Origin of the sequence: Stenotrophomonas sp. TWI1409, from assembly GCF_039673015.1 — a bacterium.
Taxonomy (GTDB): domain Bacteria; phylum Pseudomonadota; class Gammaproteobacteria; order Xanthomonadales; family Xanthomonadaceae; genus Stenotrophomonas; species Stenotrophomonas maltophilia_A.
Genome location: NZ_JBDJKU010000004.1, coordinates 99,989 through 116,317, shown reverse-complemented (window position 1 = coordinate 116,317; position 16,329 = coordinate 99,989). Strand labels below are relative to the sequence as shown.

Genomic DNA, 16,329 nt, shown 5'->3' with positions numbered 1-16,329 from the left:
CTCGGGGTGGGCCCGCCGGTGGGCGGCAAACCCTTGGTCGGTTCGGGGGGGTTGGGGGTGGCCGCCCGGCGGCCGCCACTACCAGATGCTCATGCCCTGCCGGTTAGACTTCCGGCATGACGTCTGCCAACGATCCGCGCCGCGCACAGCTGCGGCGCCTGAAAGCCCTCGCGCTGGGCCTGCTGCTGTTGATGCTCGCCGGTTTCGCGGTCAGCCACTGGCAGGGCGAGCGCGGCATCTGGGCCTGGGTCTCGGCCTTCTGCGAAGCAGCGGCCGTCGGCGCACTGGCCGACTGGTTCGCGGTCGTCGCGCTGTTCCGGCGGCCGATGGGCCTGCCGATCCCGCATACGGCAATCATCCCACGCAGCAAGGAACGCATCGGCGACAGCCTGGCGCTGTTCGTGCGCGACCAGTTCCTGGAGCCGGGTGTGCTGCTGGCCAAGCTGCAGGTGTTCGATCCGGCCAGCCGCCTCGGCAGTTGGCTGGCCGATCCGGCGCGCTCACGGATGCTGGCCGACATGGCCCGCGGCTGGGCCTTGCAGGCACTGGACTTCTTCGACGAAACCGCGGTGCGCCGGCAGCTGCACGCCTTCGTGGTGCAGCAACTGCGGCAGTGGAATGCCGCCGCCACCGCCGGTGAGCTGCTGGCCCTGCTGACCGCCGATGGGCGCCACCAGCGCGTGCTGGACGAGGGCCTGCAGCGCTTGGGGCGCTGGCTGGAGCAGCCGGAAGTGAAGGAGCGCGCCTCGCAGCTGATCGTGCGTTACATCCAGCGCGAGTGGCCGACGCTGTCGAGCACGGTGAACTGGGTCAAGCCGATCGACGAGATCGGCGATAGCCTGGCCGAGCGACTGGCGCGGGCGGTGCTGGAAGAACTGCAGCAGGTGCTGGCCGAGCCGCAGCATCCGCTGCGCCAGGACTACGAGAGCTGGCTGCAGAACTACGTGCAGCGCCTGCGCGAGGACCCGGCCCTGGCCGAGCGCATCGAACAGCTCAAACAGGAAATGATCGACCACCCTGCCCTGCAGGAGTACGTGCAGGGGCTGTGGGCGCGCATCCATGCCAGCCTGCGTGCCGACCTGCAGCGTGAGGATTCTGCGCTGGTCGGCCACCTGCATCGCAGCCTCGCGTCACTGGGCAGCAGCCTGCAGGCCGACCCGGCCCTGCGCGACGCGCTGAACCAGCATCTGCTGGAGGGCGCCCAGCGCCTCACCGGCCGCCTGCGCGAAGGCGTGACCGCGCACATCGCGCAGACCGTGAAGAGCTGGGACGAACGGCATCTGGTCGAACAGCTGGAACTGAGCGTGGGCCGCGACCTGCAGTTCATCCGCTTCAACGGCACCCTGGTGGGCGGCCTGATCGGCCTGCTGCTGCACGCCGCGACGGTGGTGTTCAGGTTCTAGGACCCCATCCGGCAGTCGATCCACGCCCTGCGTGGAGACGGAATTCGTCACGCTTGATTAACGAAATGCGAATGCCTATCATTTGCCGATCGGTTGTACGCTTAGCCAAGCGGGGCACGGAAGCACGCACCTACCCGCCCCTTCGCCCGTGTACATCCCCCGACTAACGGGTCGCCCGCACCAAGCGGGTGGCGCACCGTCGATGGGACTCGCTGGGCGACGTGCGCGAAGCGCATGGCTGCTGCGTCTGCGCATTCCATCGCCTGTTTCGTTCTGCATGGAATCGCACCGATGGCAATGCCGCTGAACCACCCTCATCCCACTCTGCTGGCCCTGGCCGTGACCGCACTGATGATCGCCCCGCTGGCCCACGCCGACGGCACTGCCGATCCTTCCGCGCGCACGCTGGATACGGTCCAGGTCACCGCTGACGGCGATATCGTCGACAGCTATACGGTCAAGCGTGCCAGCACGGCCACCAAGCTCGGCCTGTCGCTGCGCCAGACGCCGCAGTCGATGACCGTGGTCACCCGCCAGCGCCTGGATGACATGGGCTTGTTCTCGCTGTCCGATGTGATGGGTCAGGTCACCGGCGTGGCGGTATCGGTTACCGACAGTGAGCGCATCAACTACGTCTCGCGCGGCTACAACATCACCAATTTCCAGGTCGATGGGATGCTCAACACCTTCGGTGGGTACATCAAGACCAACACCGACAGCGTGATCTATGACCGCATCGAAGTGGTGCGCGGCGCAACCGGCCTGACCACCGGTGCCGGCGATCCCTCGGGCACCATCAACTTCGTGCGCAAGCGTCCTACCGACAGCTTCCAGATGAGCGCCAACCTGACCCTCGGGCGTTGGGGCAACCAGCGCCTGGAGGCCGACCTCGGTGGCCCGGTTGCGCTCGACGGCCGCATCCGCGCGCGCGTGGTGGCGGCCAAACAACAGAGTGACTCGTTCCGCGATGTCTACAAACTGGACAAGGACGTGTTCTACGGCATCGTCCAGGCCGACATCACCGACACGACCCTGCTCGAGGCCGGCTACGAATACCAGTCGCCGCGCACCACAGGCGTGACCTGGGGCGTGGTGCCGTACTGGGGGTCCGATGGCCAGCCCGCCAACCTGCCGCGCTCGACCAACCTGTCCGCCCGCTGGAGCAGTTGGCCGATCATCGAAAAGAGCGCATTCGCACGCCTTGAGCAGCAGTTGGGCAACGGCTGGACCGCCAAGGCCGCCTATACCCGCTCCAAGCGCGAAACCGACGGTGCGGTGTGGTACGGGGCCTCCGGCTACCCGAATGCCGATGGCAGCGGCATCAGCGCCTTCGTCGGCAGCTTCGGCGAGAACGGCGACATGCAGGTGTTCGACTTCAACGTTGGCGGTCCGTTCCGGCTGTTCGGCCGGGAACACGAGCTGGTGCTCGGTTTCGGCCAATCCGTGCGCAAGGGTGAAGTGCCTGCCACCGACACTGCTGCCTACCCGGACAGCTACACCCGTGTACCGGATTGGCATCGCTGGAACGGCGACGTCGCGCCGCTGCAGGTCACCCGCCTGGGCTATCTGGCTTCTGAAGACGAACTGCGCCAGCGCGCGGCCTATCTGGCGACGCGCCTGCAGCTGGCCGATCCGTTGACCGCGGTGCTCGGCGCGCGCTACGGCAGCTGGGAAACGCGCACCTGGAACTACACCCATGACGCCGCCGGTCGCCTGACCGATACGCGTCGCGGCGGCTACAAGCCGGACGACTCGCTCACTCCGTATGCCGGCTTCATCTACGACTTCAACCGCTACTTCAGCGGCTACGTCAGCTACACCGACATCTTCCAGCCGCAGAACTACCGTGACCGGGACAACAACTACCTCGAACCGGTGGTCGGTGACATGTGGGAGGCCGGCGTCAAGGCCGAGTTCTTCGACGGTCTGCTGAATGCTTCCGCGGCCGTGTTCAAGGGCCAGAAGGACAACGTTGCCGAGCTCGACGACTCGGTGCCGGAAAACTCGCTGCCGGGTGGGGTCAATGCCTACCGCTCCACCGGCAAGGGCAACAAGGTCAAGGGCTGGGAGATCGAAGCACAAGGCAGCCTTGGTGAGAACTGGAACCTGGCGGCCGGCTTCACCCACACCGTCAGCCGCAATGCGCAGGGCGTGCGCCAGAACACCGTCGTCCCGGTCGATCTGTTCCGCCTCAACGCCAGCTGGCGACCGGGCGGTGCTGAAGGCCGCTTCTGGCTGGGCGGTGGCGCCACCTGGCAGAGCGGAATCTGGAGCCTGAGCAACAAGCCGCGTGCGGATTTCCTGACCAGCGGCAAGCGCGACCGCGTGGCAATCGAACAGGGCGACATCTACCTGCTCAACCTGTCGGCGGGCTATCGCTTCAACGAGAACTTCACCGCGCAGGTAAACGTGAACAACCTGCTGGACAAGAAGTATTACAACCGCGTCGGTTTCTATGACGGCGTGTTCTGGGGCGAACCGCGCAATGTGACGATGACACTGCGCTGGAAGCTCTGACCCTCGATGGATGGCACCGGTTCTGCGACCGGTGCCCGGCCACGGATGGCCAACCCCGGCGCGCTGCGGTGCGCCGGTTCCTTTTCACTGAAACCTGCAGGAACGCCGTGGACCGCTCGCCCGCAACCGCCAGCCCCCGCACCTTCTTCTCCAACCCGCGCTGGGGCGTGCTGTCACGCTCGCTGGCGGCGATCTTCGGCGGCTACACGCTGGCTTCTGTGACCAGCGTATTCTGCGCGGTGGCGCTGCCCGGCGCACGTGGCCAGACCGTGCTGACCGGCATGCTGCTGGCCATTCTGGTGGCCGCCTGCGCGGCGCTGTGGGCGTTCGCCACCCGCAGTGCGCTGCGTGCGTGGGTCGGCATCCTCGCCCCCACCCTGCTGATGGCAGTCATCGCGCGCATGCTGGGGGCCTGGGCATGAAGAACGGATTCCGCCAGTCGATGGCCTGGCTGCACACCTGGACCGGCCTGCTGGTCGGCTGGCTGCTGTTGCTGATTTTCATGGCCGGCACGGCCAGCTACTACCGCGAGGAAATCAGCCGCTGGATGCGCCCGGAACTGCCCTCCAGCAACGTCAGCATCGATGTGGCCGCGCAGCGTGCCGTGGACTACCTGCAGGCCGACGCCGCGCAGGCCGAGAACTGGTTCGTCACCCTGCCACAACCGCGCAACCCCGCCATGCAGATGTTCTGGCGGCTGCCGCCGGAGCTGGCCGACCCCAGCCGTGGCCGTCGAGGGGGCTTCGGCGACGCAACACTGGACCCGAACACCGGGCAGGCACTGGAGGCCCGCGAGACCCGCGGCGGTGATTTCTTCTACCGCCTGCATTTCGACCTGCACTACATCCCGGTGCTGTGGGCGCGCTATCTGGTCGGCTTCTGCGCGATGTTCATGCTGGTGGCAATCATCACCGGCGTCATCACCCACAAGAAAATCTTCAAGGACTTCTTCACCTTCCGCAAGGACAAGGGCCTGCGTTCCTGGCTCGATTTCCACAACGTCAGCGCGGTGATGGCCCTGCCCTACCACGCGATGATCACTTACACCGGCATCGTCACCCTGATGATCATGTACCTGCCGTGGGGCGTGAAGGTGGCTTACCCTCAGGACGAGGACAAGTTCTTCAGCGAAGCATTCGGCGGCATGCCGGAGGTGACCGCGCCGGCCGAAGGCCGCGCCACGCCGCTGCCGATCGCGCAGCTGCTGGACAGCGCGCGAGCGCATTGGCACGGCGTGGAAGTGGCCGGCTTCACCGTGTCCAACCCGGGCGCGGCCAATGCAGTGATCGACATCCGCCAGCGTGACGGCAAGCGCCTGTCCACCGACACCCCGGCCGTGCGCTACGACATGGTCAACGGCACGCTGCTGGAAGAAACACCGCCTTCCGGTGGCGCCACCGCCACCCGCGGCGTGCTGTACGGCCTGCACCTGGCGCGCTTCGCCGACTGGGGCCTGCGTGCACTGTTCTTCCTGTCCGGACTGGTCGGCTGCCTGATGGTGGCCAGCGGCGTGGTGCTGTGGGCGGTGAAGGAACGGCCCAAGCACGCCAAGAGTGGCCGCACAGGCTTCGGCCTGCGCCTGGTCGATGCGTTGAACATCGGTACCGTGGCCGGCCTGCCGATCGCCTTTGCAGCGTACTTCTGGGGCAACCGCCTGCTGCCGCTGGACATCGCCGAGCGCTCCAGCGCCGAGGCCAACGTGTTCTTCTACGCCTGGGGCGCGGCACTGCTGGCCGCCTTCATCTGGCCGAAGCGGATGATGTGGGCCTGGCAGCTGTACCTGGGCGCAGCCGCGTTCGCGCTGGTGCCGGTGGTCAATGCGCTGACCACGCATGCGCATCTGGGCAACACCCTGCGCAACGGGGACTGGGTGCTGGCTGGCTTTGATCTGTCGATGATCGCGTTCGGCGCGATGCTGGCGCTGTGCGGCTGGCGCATGCAGCGCTGGACACCACCGCTGAGCGCGGCCGAGAAGAAGAAGCGTGCAGCGGCGGCGGCGGCGCCCAAGGCCCCGGTGGACGCTGCAGAAACCGCCGAAGCGGAGGCCAGCGCATGATGCTGCTCGCGTTGACCCTGTCGTTCTCTGCGTTCACCGCGCTGTCGCTGGCGATGGAGAAGCACCAGCACGACCTGCACGGCAAGGCTGCAGCCACCCCGGCACGGCGCACGCAGTGGCGGGTGCTGGGTTGGGCCCTGCTGACGATAGCGTTCGCACTGTGCGTGGTCGACCACGGCTGGGCGATGGGCCCGGTGCTGTGGCTGGGCGTGATGACCGTGGGCGGCGTGGTGCTGTCGTTCGGGTTGTACCCGTACCGGCCGAAATGGATCGCGCCGCTGGCGATCGCGCTGCCCGTGGCCGGGCTGCTGGTGGCGTTGCTGTAACCGCCATCCACGCATGGCGTGGATCTACTGAACAGCCCTCCACGCATGGCGTGGATGTACCGGCCAGAGATGGGGAGTGCCGGCCGCTGGCCGGCATCCCATGAACCCTCTGCGGATCTGACACCGTTGCCGGCCAGCGGCCGGCATTACCGGACTTACCCCAACCGCTTCAGTTCCCACGCGCGGTGGATGCGCGCGTTGCGCTCGAAATCCGGGCCGATGGTGCGTGCGGTGATCTCGCGGCACTGGGCAAATTCGGCGATGGCGTTCTCTTCCAGCTTGAAGCGGCGGAAGTTGTTGGAGAAGTACAGCACGCCGCCCGGTGCCAGCCGCGCAACCGCCGCGCGCAGCAGCTTCAACTGCTCGCGCTGCACGTCGAAGTCATCGGCGCGTGCGGAGTTGGAGAACGTCGGCGGATCGCAGAAGATCACGTCGTACTGGCCACGGTCGCCTTCCAACCACGCCATCGCATCGGCCTGCACCAGCAGGTGCTGGTTGCCGCCCTGCCCGTTCAACGCCAGGTTGTCGTAGCACCACTGCAGGTAAGTCGCCGAAAGATCGACGCTGGTGGTGCTGGCCGCACCGGCCACGGCGGCCTGCACGCTGGCCACGCCGGTGTAGCAGAACAGGTTGAGGAAACGCTTGCCACGCGCCTGCTCGGCCATCATCCGGCGCAGCGGGCGGTGGTCGAGGAACAGGCCGGTGTCCAGGTAGTCGAACAGATTCACCTGCAGCAGCGCGTTGTTCTCGCGCACCACGATGAACTCGTCACGCTGCTCGAAACGGCCGTACTTGCTGCCGCCCTTGCCGCGCTCGCGCGACTTCATCGACACCTGTTCCGGCGGCACGCCGAATACTTCCCGTGCAGCGGCCAGCAGTTCGTTGCGGCGACGGCGCACGTCGTTCTCCGGAATCGCCGCCGGTGCCGCGTACTCCTGCACATGCAGGAAGGTACGGCGCTTGCCACCGTCTTCCTCGTAGACATCGATGGCCGCCGCGTACTCCGGGAGATCGGCATCGTAGGCGCGGAAGCAGGTGATATCCTCGCGGGCACGCCAGCTCTTGAACTTCTTCAGGTTCTTGCGCAGGCGGTTGGCCACCATCTGCGCACCTTCGCTCAGCTCGCGCGGCTGCGCCGGGTCACGGCCCGGCACGGCGATCGGGTCGCAGACGATCAGCGCGCATTCCAGCGCACCGTTGAACATCTGGTACTTCTTGCCCGCACGCAGGCCGGTGGCAAAGGCCAGTTCGTCGTTGCCGCACAGCAGGCTGGCGCGCCACTGCGGCACCGCCTTCTGCAGGGCATTGCCCAGTGCGCGGTACAGCGCCGGGTCGGCGGCCAGGCGTTCGTCATACGGCGGGTTGCAGACCACCGCACCGATCTCCTGCTCCGGCGCGGCCAGGTCGGCCACATCGGCGCGGGTGAAGCGGATCGCGTGGGCGACACCGGCCACCTCGGCATTCTCGCGTGCCGCCTGGATCGCGGTCGGGTCGATGTCGCTGCCGTGGATGACCGGCTTCAGCGCGGCCAGGCCAGCGGCCTCGCGATCGCGTGCTTCGCTCTGGATGGTCTTCCAGGCCGCCTTGTCGAAGCCCAGCCAGCGGCTCGGCGGCAGGCTGCCGTGGCGCATCAGGCCGGGAGCAACGTCGGCGGCCATCAGCGCGCCTTCAATCAGCAGCGTGCCACTGCCGCACATCGGGTCCAGCAGGCCGCCACCGGCGGCGTGCAGCCGCGGCCACTGCGCGCGCAGCAGCAGCGCGGCGGCCAGATTTTCCTTCAGCGGTGCCTCGTGAGCGGCGCCGCGCCAGCCACGGCGATGCAACGGGCCGCCGCCGAGGTCGATCGACAGCGAGGCACGGCCTTTGCGCAGTGACAGGTTGACCCGCACATCCGGCAGGTCGGTGTTGACCGACGGGCGCTCCAGGCCTTCATCACGCATGCGGTCGACGATGGCGTCCTTGATCCGCTGCGCGGCAAAGCGGGCATGGGTGATCTTGTCGCCCGACACGTGCGCGTCCACCGCCAGGGTCATCTCCGGCTTGAGGTGCTCGTGCCACGGCAGCGCACGCACGCCGTCATACAGGGCCTGCTCGTCCGGGCACTCGAATTCGTCGATCGGCCACAGCACGCGACTGGCCAGGCGTGACCACATCACGATCCGCAGCGCCTGCTCCAGTTCGCCCTCGGCGTTGACGCCGGCAATGGTGGCAGTGGCCTTGCCAAGGCCCAGGGCCGACAGTTCATCGGCAAGCAGGTATTCCAGGCCCTTGGCGCAGGAGACGAAGAATTTCACAGGATCGGTTCGCAGGTGGTCGGGCGCGGCACTGGGGCCGGGCCAGTCGGAAAGGAGGGCCGTAGGCACGGCCGGCAAGCCCGCGCCGGGGGCGGCGGGGCTGCCATTGTAGTCAATGCGGGCGGGCGCGCCGTGCGCCCGGGCTTCACAGTTGCCGCAGCAGGCGCTCGAAGGCCTGCGCGGAGGCCTCCACGTGGTGCTCCAGGCGGTGGCCGTCGTCGACCAGCAGCAGCTGCGCGGAGCGCGCCTGGGCCCAGGCGATCACTCCAGCGGCCGGCACCACGTCGTCATGCCAGGCCTGGACCACGGTGGTCGGCACGGCGGCGGCGTCCAGCGCCGGCATCGGGCCCATCGTGGTCGGCGGCACCATCAGGAACAGGCCGGCGACCGGGACCTGCAACGAGGCGATGGCGGAGATGTAGGCGCCCAGGCTGGAACCGGCCAGCACCACCGGACCCTGCCGGGCGGCGATGGCGGTGCGTTCAACCAGGCGGCGCAGGCGGGTCGGCACGTCACCTACGCGGCTGACCTCGCTCATCGCGTCCAGGTCTGTATAGTCCGGGCGCTCATGAGTCCAGCCCAGGCGCTGCGCCACGTCGGCCAGCGCGGTGACCTTGGTCGCCTCCGGGCCGCTCTCGAAGCCATGGGACAGGATGCAGTGGCCGCGGCTCATGCGCGTGCTCCGTGGGCGCGGGCCAACGAGGAAAGGGAAGGCAGGTTCATGCCGCAATGCTAGCATCGCCAGATGCCCAACCCGCTCCTGCCCGGCCTGCAACTGCAGCCCCTGCCCTACGAAGACCGTCTGCCACTGCGCGACCCGGCCACGCTGGAGATGGTGGTGATCCACTGCACCGAGCTGCCCGACCTGGCGATGGCCCGCGAGTACGGTGAGCGTGTGCTGTACGACAGCGGTGCCGGCAACAGCGGCCACTTCTACATCGACCGCGATGGCAGCGTGGTGCAGTACGTGGCGCCGGAGCGCGTGGCGCATCACGTGCGCGGCATGAACGCGTATACGCTGGGCATCGAGCTGGTCAACACCGGGCGCTACCCGCACTGGTTCGACAGCCGCCAACAGGCGATGGACGAGCCCTACACCGAGGCACAGCTGCAGGCGCTGGAAGGCCTGCTGCAGGCGCTGGTGGCGCACTATCCGTCGCTGCGGCGGATTGCCGGGCATGACCAGCTGGACCTGGACCAGGTGCCGGCCAGCGACGATGCGACGCTGACGGTGGCACGCAAGCGTGATCCGGGGCCGTTGTTCCCGTGGGCGCGGATCCTGGCGAAGGTGCCGTTGCAGCCGGTTGGGTGAGGGTTTGCAGGGCTGCGCCCTGCACCTGCAGAAGCCTAAGCCAGAGCAACAGCAGAACCTGACTTCCTGAGGGGAGGCGAGGTGGGTCCGGTTGCGGGGGGCGCTGCAAGTCCCCCTCCGGGGCCCGGCCCAGCCGCTGGCGGCTGGGCGTTCGGGCGCTTGCGAAGCAGTGCTTCGCAAACAGAGCGCCCTCACCCATGTAAGCTCGGTCGCGCCATCCATGGCGCTCACGCCCCCGCAACCGGACCCACCCCGCCTTCGACAGATTCCCGCTGCTGTTGGTGGGTGCCGACCGTTGGTCGGCACGGGATCGAATCGATCGGAGGGTGCCTTTGTAGAGTCGAGCCACGCTCGACTGCTCTTTGCGTGCGAATCGGGCACGAGGGGGGGCAGAGCCGTTTTCCGTTGGAAAACGGATCCGCCCCCGCGCGCCTCAGGCGCCGGTCGCCACCGGGCGGCTGCTGTCGCTGACCCAGCCGCTCCAGGAATCGGCGTAGATGCGTGCGCCGGACAGACCGGCCGCTTCCATCGCCAGCAACAGGTGGCAGGCGGTCACGCCGGAGCCGCACATCAGCACCACTTGCTGCGGATCACGGTTGCCGATCACGCCCTGCAGTTCGGCGCGCAGTTCCTGTGCATCACGCAGGCGGCCGTCGGCGACGTTCAACGCAAACGGACGGTTGACCGCGCCCGGCACGTGGCCGGCGACCGGGTCCAGCGGCTCCACTTCGCCGCGGAAGCGCTCGCCTGCGCGTGCGTCGACCAACCAGCCCGGCGCGTGCTTCAGGCGTGCGCTGATTTCCTCGGCATTGGCGATCTGAGTGGTGTCGAAACGGCCTGGGTAAGCCGGCAGCGCGGTCACCTCATCCTGCCCCGTCGCCAAGGGATGCCCTGCGCCCTGCCATGCGGCGATACCACCATCAAGCACGGCCACCTTGCTGTGCCCGATCAGGCGCAGCAGCCACCACAGGCGCGAGGCGGCCATGCTGCCATCGCTGCCGTCGTAGACCACCACCTGGGTGTCGGGACCGATGCCCCACTGGCCGAGCTTCGCGGCGAAGGCATCGCTGTCCGGCAGCGGGTGACGGCCGTGGCCGCTGCGGGTCAGATCCGACAGGTCCCGATTGAGGTCGGCATACACCGCGCCCGGAACATGCCCCGCCAGATACTGGCCGTTACCCGCCTGCGGATCGGCCAGCGAGGAACGTGCATCGACCACGCGTACGGCGGTACTGGCGGTGGCACGTGCGTCGACCACACGCACACCTTCGCCCAACACTGCGGCCAGGGTGGTGACATCGACCAGGGTGGTCCACGGCGGATCGATCGGCTTCATTGCACTTGCTCCAGTCGGCGACGCAGGTTGTAGAGAATGGCGGCGGTTGCGCCCCATATACGCTGGCCGGGCCAGCCGTACTCGAGGACGTGGCGGATGCGGCCGCGGTGATTGATTTCGACCTGGCGCAGATTGTCTGCGGCCATCAGGTAGGCCAGCGGCACTTCGAACACTTCGGCCACTTCGCTGGGCTGCGGCACCGGCACGAAGTCCGGATCGACCACGGCCACCACCGGCGTGACCCGGTAGCCGGTGATCGTCACGAAGGGATCGAGATAGCCCAGCGCCTGCACCTGGCCGGGCGCCAATGCGATTTCCTCCTGGCTCTCGCGCAGTGCAGCGGCCAACGCATCGCGGTCATCGGGTTCGGTGCGGCCACCGGGGAAGCCGACCTGGCCACCATGCTGGCGCAGGGTTTCGGTGCGACGGGTGAGGATGACCTGTGCGCCGTTGGCGCGTGGCACGATGCCGGCCAGTACGGCAGCTTCCACGGGTGGCCCCGGCGGCAGCAGGTCACTCAGTTCGCTGCGGTTCCAGCCGTCGCCGGCCGGCGGCTCGGCCAGTGGATGCAGCGCGCGCATCAGGCGCTCGTGATCAGCCAGCGAGCCGCGCAGTGATTGCTGCAGCTGTTCACGCAGAGGTTGCACGCGATGCAGGATGCGGCTGCGTTCCTCGTTGCTCATCGACGACCACCGCGCGATCTCATCGATATGCCGCCCGCAGCCGGTGCATTGCCGGTGCGGATCCAGCGTGCACACTCCGATGCAGGGACTTGCGACAACACGCGCCGTTTTTTCCATTGTTTGCACCCGACAACAGTAGCGCGATCGGGCTGAATTTGCGCGGGGTCAATATGCAGTGCACGGCAGCGTCGCGCTCCGCGCAAACAAAAACGCGCCGGTGGGATCACCGGCGCGTTTCGTTTACCGCTTCGATTTACTTGACGCTGACCAGCTTGATCTCGAACTGCACAGCCACGTTCGGCGGGAACGGGGTGCGCGGGTCGGCACCGTAGGCCTGGTCCGGCGGCAGGGTGACTTCCCACTTCGAGCCAGCCGGCATCTGCAGCAGGGTCTCGCGCATGGCCTTCATTTCGACTTCGCTGACCTTGATCGACGGAATCTGCTGGGCCGGGCGGGCTTCAGTCGGGCGCTGGCCGTACGGGAACGGACCGGCCACTTCCAGCTGCACGGTGCTGGCCTGGGTCGGCTTGGCGCCCTTGCCGGCTTCAATCACGCGGTACTGGACGCCGCTCGGCAGGGACTGCACGCCGGCCTTGGCCTTGTTCGCCGCGATGAACTGATCGCTCTTGGTCTTGTTTTCGGCAGCAGCCTTTTCGTACTCGGCCTTGGCAGCCTGGGCACGGCCCTGCTCGCGCTTCTGGAACGCTTCAACGGCCGGCTTCAGCTGGTCGGCGGTGATCGCCGGCTGCTTCTTGGCGTAGGCGTCCTGCAGACCCTTCACCACCGAGTTGATGTCCAGCTGCTCACCACGACCGGTCAGCTCCGCCAGGTTGTTGCCGTAGTCGTAACCGAAGTAGTAGCTCAGCTTGCCCTTTTCGGACGAGACGTCCTGGGCGAAGGCATTGCCCGTCAGGGCCAGGGCCGCGACGGCGACCGCGATAGAACGCAACTTCATCAAACAGTTCTCCAGGGGTGGTAACTCAGGGACGTTCTGCGCCGCCCTGAGGCGACGGGTTAGGATAACGGGCACAACGTGTAACCGCTACTCACGACGCAGGCTAAGACCCGTCTGCGTTGGCGGAGTTCAATCTCACTTTTTTTTAACGTTTCAGGAGTTTCCCCGTGGCCGATGCCCTGATCGCTGTCGCCGACGACGGCGCCATCCGCACCGTGACCGTCCAGCGCCCGGACAAGCTCAACGCCTTGAATGCCGCGACCCTGCAGGCGCTGACCGAGGCGTTCAGCGCCGCCGCCGCCGCCCCGGACGTGCGCGTGGTGGTGCTGACCGGTGCCGGTCCGAAGGCTTTCGTGGCCGGGGCCGACATCGCCGAGATGAACACACTCAGTGCGGTTCAGGGACGTGATTTCTCCCTGCTCGGCCAGGCCCTGATGCGCCAGATCGAGCGCATGCCCAAGCCGGTGATCGCACGCGTGAACGGCTTCGCCCTGGGCGGCGGGCTGGAGCTGGCCATGGCCTGCCACCTGCGCATCGCTGCCGATACGGCCAAGGTCGGGCAGCCGGAGATCAATCTCGGCCTGATTCCCGGCTTCGGCGGCAGCCAGCGCCTGCTGCGCCTGTGCGGCCGCGCCGCCACCCTGGAGCTGTGCCTGCTGGGTGCACCGATCAACGCCGCGCGTGCGCTGGAACTGGGCATCGTCAACGAGGTGGTGCCCGCCGATGCGCTGGACAACCGTGTACAGGACATCGCGCGCCAGCTGGCACGCTCGGCCCCGCTGGCCCTGCGTGGCCTGCTCGACGCGGTACACGTGGGTGGCGAATGCAGCCTGGAGGCTGGGCTGGAGTACGAAAGCGCGCAGTTCGGCCTGCTGTTCGCCACCGAAGACATGCGCGAAGGCACCAGCGCCTTCCTGCAGCGCCGCCCGCCGGCCTTCCAGAACCGCTGACGCCATGGCATCCCGACCCAACCCCGCGCAGCTGTTCGCCCGGGTCCAGGCAGACGATCTCGATGGCGCCCTGCAGGCCGGTCTCATGGACTACGTTGCCCGTGCCGGCGACGAACAGCTGCTGCCCGGCCACCCGGACCTTCCACGACGCCTGCAGCAGGCCCAGCAGCAGCTGCACGCGGCCTGGGCCGCACGCGAACGCTACCGTGCCCGTGCCGTGCGCCTGGCGCGCCGCGAGGCCGAACGCGATGCGCGACGCACGCCAGCCCCGGCGCCGGACGTGAAGCCCGCCCTGCCCCCGGCGGCCGCCGCGATTCTCGCCCGGGCCAAGGCCCGCGCCACCGGCAAGGAGCAGTAATGGCCGCTGCGAATGCGAAGAAGACCCCGCGCGCGCCGGCGCGACGCGGTGGCAGCATGCCGCGCGCCGATGTGGTGGAAATGTTCACCCGCCTGCGCGAACTCAATCCGCACCCGAAGACCGAACTGGAGTACAGCTCGCCGTTCGAACTGCTGGTGGCGGTCGCGCTGTCGGCGCAGGCCACCGACGTGGGCGTCAACAAGGCCACGCGCCGCCTGTTCCCGGTGGCCAATACCCCGGCAAAGATCCTCGCGCTTGGCGAGGACGGGCTGAAGCAGTACATCGCCACCATCGGTCTGTTCAACGCCAAGGCGAAGAACGTGATCGCCACCTGCGCGATCCTGCTGGAGAAGCACGGCGGTGAAGTGCCGCGCGATCGCGATGAACTGGAAGCGCTGCCGGGCGTGGGCCGCAAGACCGCCAACGTGGTGCTCAACACTGCGTTCGGTGAGCCGGTGATGGCGGTGGACACGCATATCTTCCGCGTCTCCAACCGTACCGGCCTGGCCCCGGGCAAGAACGTGCGCGAAGTGGAAGACAAACTGGTGAAGGTGATTCCGGCCGAGTTCCTGCTCGACGCGCATCACTGGCTGATCCTGCACGGACGTTATGTGTGCAAGGCGCGCAAGCCGGATTGCCCGGGCTGCGTGATCGCCGACCTGTGCCGGTTCAAGGAAAAGACCCCGGCCGAGGCGTGACCGCGTTCGTGGTGTGGCAAAACAAAGACGGCGGGCGCAGGGCCCGCCGTCTTTGCTTGTAGACAAGAGTGCTTCAGGACATCAGAACGACAGGTCGCCCCAGACGCCGAACTCCTTGGTCTTGTCGTTCTTCTTGTCGCTGGCGTTGGCCAGGTGCGTGTACTTGTACACGGTCGACAGCTTGAGGTTCTTCATGACCGGGAACTCGACGCCGACGTTCCAGTACTTGTCGCTCAGGGTCGGGTCCAGCGTCTTGCTGACGTCGGTGTCATCGTAACGACCAAACACGTTGATGCCGCCGTCGGTGACGCGCACGCTGCCCCACACCGACCAGCCGCTGGTCTTGTCGGTGGCAACGGTCATCACGTTGTTGAGGTTCTTGGCCTGGAAGTACTCGCCACCGACGCGGAAGTCGCTGCTGGCGTAGGCCACCATCGCATTGGCGCGGGTATAGGTGTTCTCGGCGCTCTGGATGTCGGTTTCCTTGCCCAGCTTGCCGCTGTAGCCACCGACGGCAACCACGAAGTTCTCGTTCGGGGTATAGGCCGCGCGACCTTCCACGTCCATGCCCTTGCTGCGGGTCGGGTTCTTGTAACCGGCGCCGGACACAACCGAGACCGCGTAGTTGAAGTTGTTGCCCAGGTTGCCGAAGCCATGCAGGCCCCAGTCGGACGAGTTGCCGTACTTCAGGCGGTCGGTCAGGGTGTTCTCGACATAACGCATGCCGTAGAACTTCTCGACGTACGGGATCCACGGCATGTCGGCGGCACCGACGCGCAGGTTGAAGGCCGGGTCGAAGCTACCCTGCACGTAGGCCTTCTTGACGAACAGCTCGGTGTTGCCGATGGCCGAGCTGTACTGGAAGTCGGTGGTCAGGTTGGCCGACCAGATGTCGTTGAACTTGTGGTCGACGGTCAGGTAGAAGCGCTTGACGTCCAGACCGGTGCCGCTGGCGGCGGTGTCCTTGCCGTTGCTGGTCTTGTCGATGTTGGTCAGGTCGAAGAACATGCGACCGCCGATCTTGTTGTCATTGACCAGCTTGGCCAGCTTGTCGACGCTGGTCTGGGTCTTCTGTGCACCTTCCAGGGCCTGGGCCTGGGTGATGTTCACTTCGGACTGTGCGTCAGATTGTGCCTGCAGCGCCTGCGAATCGTTCTGCAACTGCTGGACCTGGGCCTGCAGGGCAGCGATCTGCGCCTGCAGCTGCTGCAGCTGTGCCTGGGATACGCCCGTGCTGGCGGGAGCTGCGAAGGCGTCGGCGGAAACCAGACCGAGGCTTGCAACGACCGCGGCGGCGAGCAAATGGGAACGCATTTTGGATTTCTCCAGAGGGTTGGAATGGCTTGGGCAGAACGCCACGCCGGCTGGCCGGTCAAGCGTTTTGCGAACATTCCGTTAAAACCATGACAGCCGAATGACAACCTGAGCACCAACCACAGAT

15 protein-coding genes are annotated in these 16,329 nt (G+C 67.0%); 9 read left to right on the top strand and 6 right to left on the bottom strand.

The window, feature by feature from the left end; genetic code table 11:
* Window positions 1–116: 116 nt before the first annotated feature.
* The 5 genes from ABE423_RS02880 to ABE423_RS02860 all read left to right on the top strand — a co-directional run bounded on the left by ABE423_RS02880 (window position 117) and on the right by ABE423_RS02860 (window position 6,302).
* The gene (locus ABE423_RS02880; RefSeq protein ID WP_180838447.1) at window positions 117–1,403 is read left to right on the top strand and encodes a DUF445 family protein; all 1,287 of its coding nucleotides are present in this window, start codon (window positions 117–119) and stop codon (window positions 1,401–1,403) included.
* A gap of 291 nt (window positions 1,404–1,694) precedes the next feature.
* Window positions 1,695–3,920, top strand: coding sequence for a TonB-dependent siderophore receptor (locus ABE423_RS02875; RefSeq protein ID WP_346484912.1), 2,226 nt, complete (start codon window positions 1,695–1,697; stop codon window positions 3,918–3,920).
* Window positions 3,921–4,027: 107 nt separating this feature from the next.
* Window positions 4,028–4,342, top strand: a complete 315-nt coding sequence (locus ABE423_RS02870; protein WP_125893479.1) for a DUF3649 domain-containing protein — start codon at window positions 4,028–4,030, stop codon at window positions 4,340–4,342.
* Window positions 4,339–5,976: a PepSY-associated TM helix domain-containing protein gene (locus tag ABE423_RS02865; RefSeq protein ID WP_180838445.1), complete on the top strand. Its 1,638-nt coding sequence runs from the start codon at window positions 4,339–4,341 to the stop codon at window positions 5,974–5,976. Before ABE423_RS02870 ends, ABE423_RS02865 begins: the two co-directional genes overlap by 4 nt.
* Entirely contained in the window at window positions 5,973–6,302 is a 330-nt protein-coding gene (locus ABE423_RS02860; protein ID WP_032127891.1) for a DUF3325 domain-containing protein, read from the top strand. The genes ABE423_RS02865 and ABE423_RS02860 overlap by 4 nt, the downstream gene beginning before the upstream one ends.
* A gap of 155 nt (window positions 6,303–6,457) precedes the next feature.
* Here the strand turns inward: ABE423_RS02860 and rlmKL are convergent, their stop codons facing one another.
* Window positions 6,458–8,596, bottom strand: coding sequence for a bifunctional 23S rRNA (guanine(2069)-N(7))-methyltransferase RlmK/23S rRNA (guanine(2445)-N(2))-methyltransferase RlmL (gene rlmKL / locus ABE423_RS02855; protein ID WP_180838444.1), 2,139 nt, complete (start codon window positions 8,594–8,596; stop codon window positions 6,458–6,460).
* Between the two features lie 145 nt (window positions 8,597–8,741).
* On the bottom strand, window positions 8,742–9,269 hold the full coding sequence (locus tag ABE423_RS02850) for an alpha/beta hydrolase (RefSeq protein WP_014036558.1): 528 nt from the start codon (window positions 9,267–9,269) through the stop codon (window positions 8,742–8,744).
* Window positions 9,270–9,341: 72 nt separating this feature from the next.
* Between ABE423_RS02850 and ABE423_RS02845 the strand changes: the two genes are divergently transcribed.
* Window positions 9,342–9,908 (top strand): N-acetylmuramoyl-L-alanine amidase, encoded by a 567-nt coding sequence (locus ABE423_RS02845; protein WP_180838443.1) that lies wholly within the window; start codon window positions 9,342–9,344, stop codon window positions 9,906–9,908.
* A gap of 433 nt (window positions 9,909–10,341) precedes the next feature.
* On the opposite strand, the gene ABE423_RS02840 is transcribed toward ABE423_RS02845, so the two are convergent.
* The 3 genes from ABE423_RS02840 to ABE423_RS02830 all read right to left on the bottom strand — a co-directional run bounded on the left by ABE423_RS02840 (window position 10,342) and on the right by ABE423_RS02830 (window position 12,882).
* Window positions 10,342–11,244, bottom strand: a complete 903-nt coding sequence (locus ABE423_RS02840) for a sulfurtransferase (RefSeq protein ID WP_125893471.1) — start codon at window positions 11,242–11,244, stop codon at window positions 10,342–10,344.
* Complete coding sequence (locus ABE423_RS02835; protein WP_125893469.1) at window positions 11,241–12,044, bottom strand: CoA pyrophosphatase; 804 nt, start codon at window positions 12,042–12,044, stop codon at window positions 11,241–11,243. The genes ABE423_RS02840 and ABE423_RS02835 overlap by 4 nt, the downstream gene beginning before the upstream one ends.
* Window positions 12,045–12,180: 136 nt before the next feature.
* A complete protein-coding gene (locus tag ABE423_RS02830; protein ID WP_032127896.1) occupies window positions 12,181–12,882 on the bottom strand; it encodes an FKBP-type peptidyl-prolyl cis-trans isomerase N-terminal domain-containing protein in 702 nt (233 codons plus the stop codon).
* Window positions 12,883–13,049: 167 nt separating this feature from the next.
* On the opposite strand from ABE423_RS02830, the gene ABE423_RS02825 reads away from it, so the two are divergent.
* From ABE423_RS02825 to nth, 3 genes are read left to right on the top strand one after another with little or no spacing between them, the layout of a single operon-like run.
* Window positions 13,050–13,832, top strand: coding sequence for an enoyl-CoA hydratase-related protein (locus ABE423_RS02825; protein ID WP_180838442.1), 783 nt, complete (start codon window positions 13,050–13,052; stop codon window positions 13,830–13,832).
* 4 nt (window positions 13,833–13,836) lie between these two features.
* Window positions 13,837–14,190 (top strand): hypothetical protein, encoded by a 354-nt coding sequence (locus ABE423_RS02820; RefSeq protein WP_049399879.1) that lies wholly within the window; start codon window positions 13,837–13,839, stop codon window positions 14,188–14,190.
* The gene (nth, locus tag ABE423_RS02815; protein WP_258015816.1) at window positions 14,190–14,888 is read left to right on the top strand and encodes an endonuclease III; all 699 of its coding nucleotides are present in this window, start codon (window positions 14,190–14,192) and stop codon (window positions 14,886–14,888) included. Before ABE423_RS02820 ends, nth begins: the two co-directional genes overlap by 1 nt.
* Before the next feature lie 81 nt (window positions 14,889–14,969).
* Here nth and ABE423_RS02810 read toward each other — a convergent pair whose 3' ends face one another.
* Window positions 14,970–16,202 carry a porin gene (locus ABE423_RS02810; RefSeq protein ID WP_032127900.1) on the bottom strand — a complete coding sequence of 411 codons (1,233 nt, stop codon included), beginning with the start codon at window positions 16,200–16,202 and terminating at the stop codon, window positions 14,970–14,972.
* Window positions 16,203–16,329: the final 127 nt, after the last annotated feature.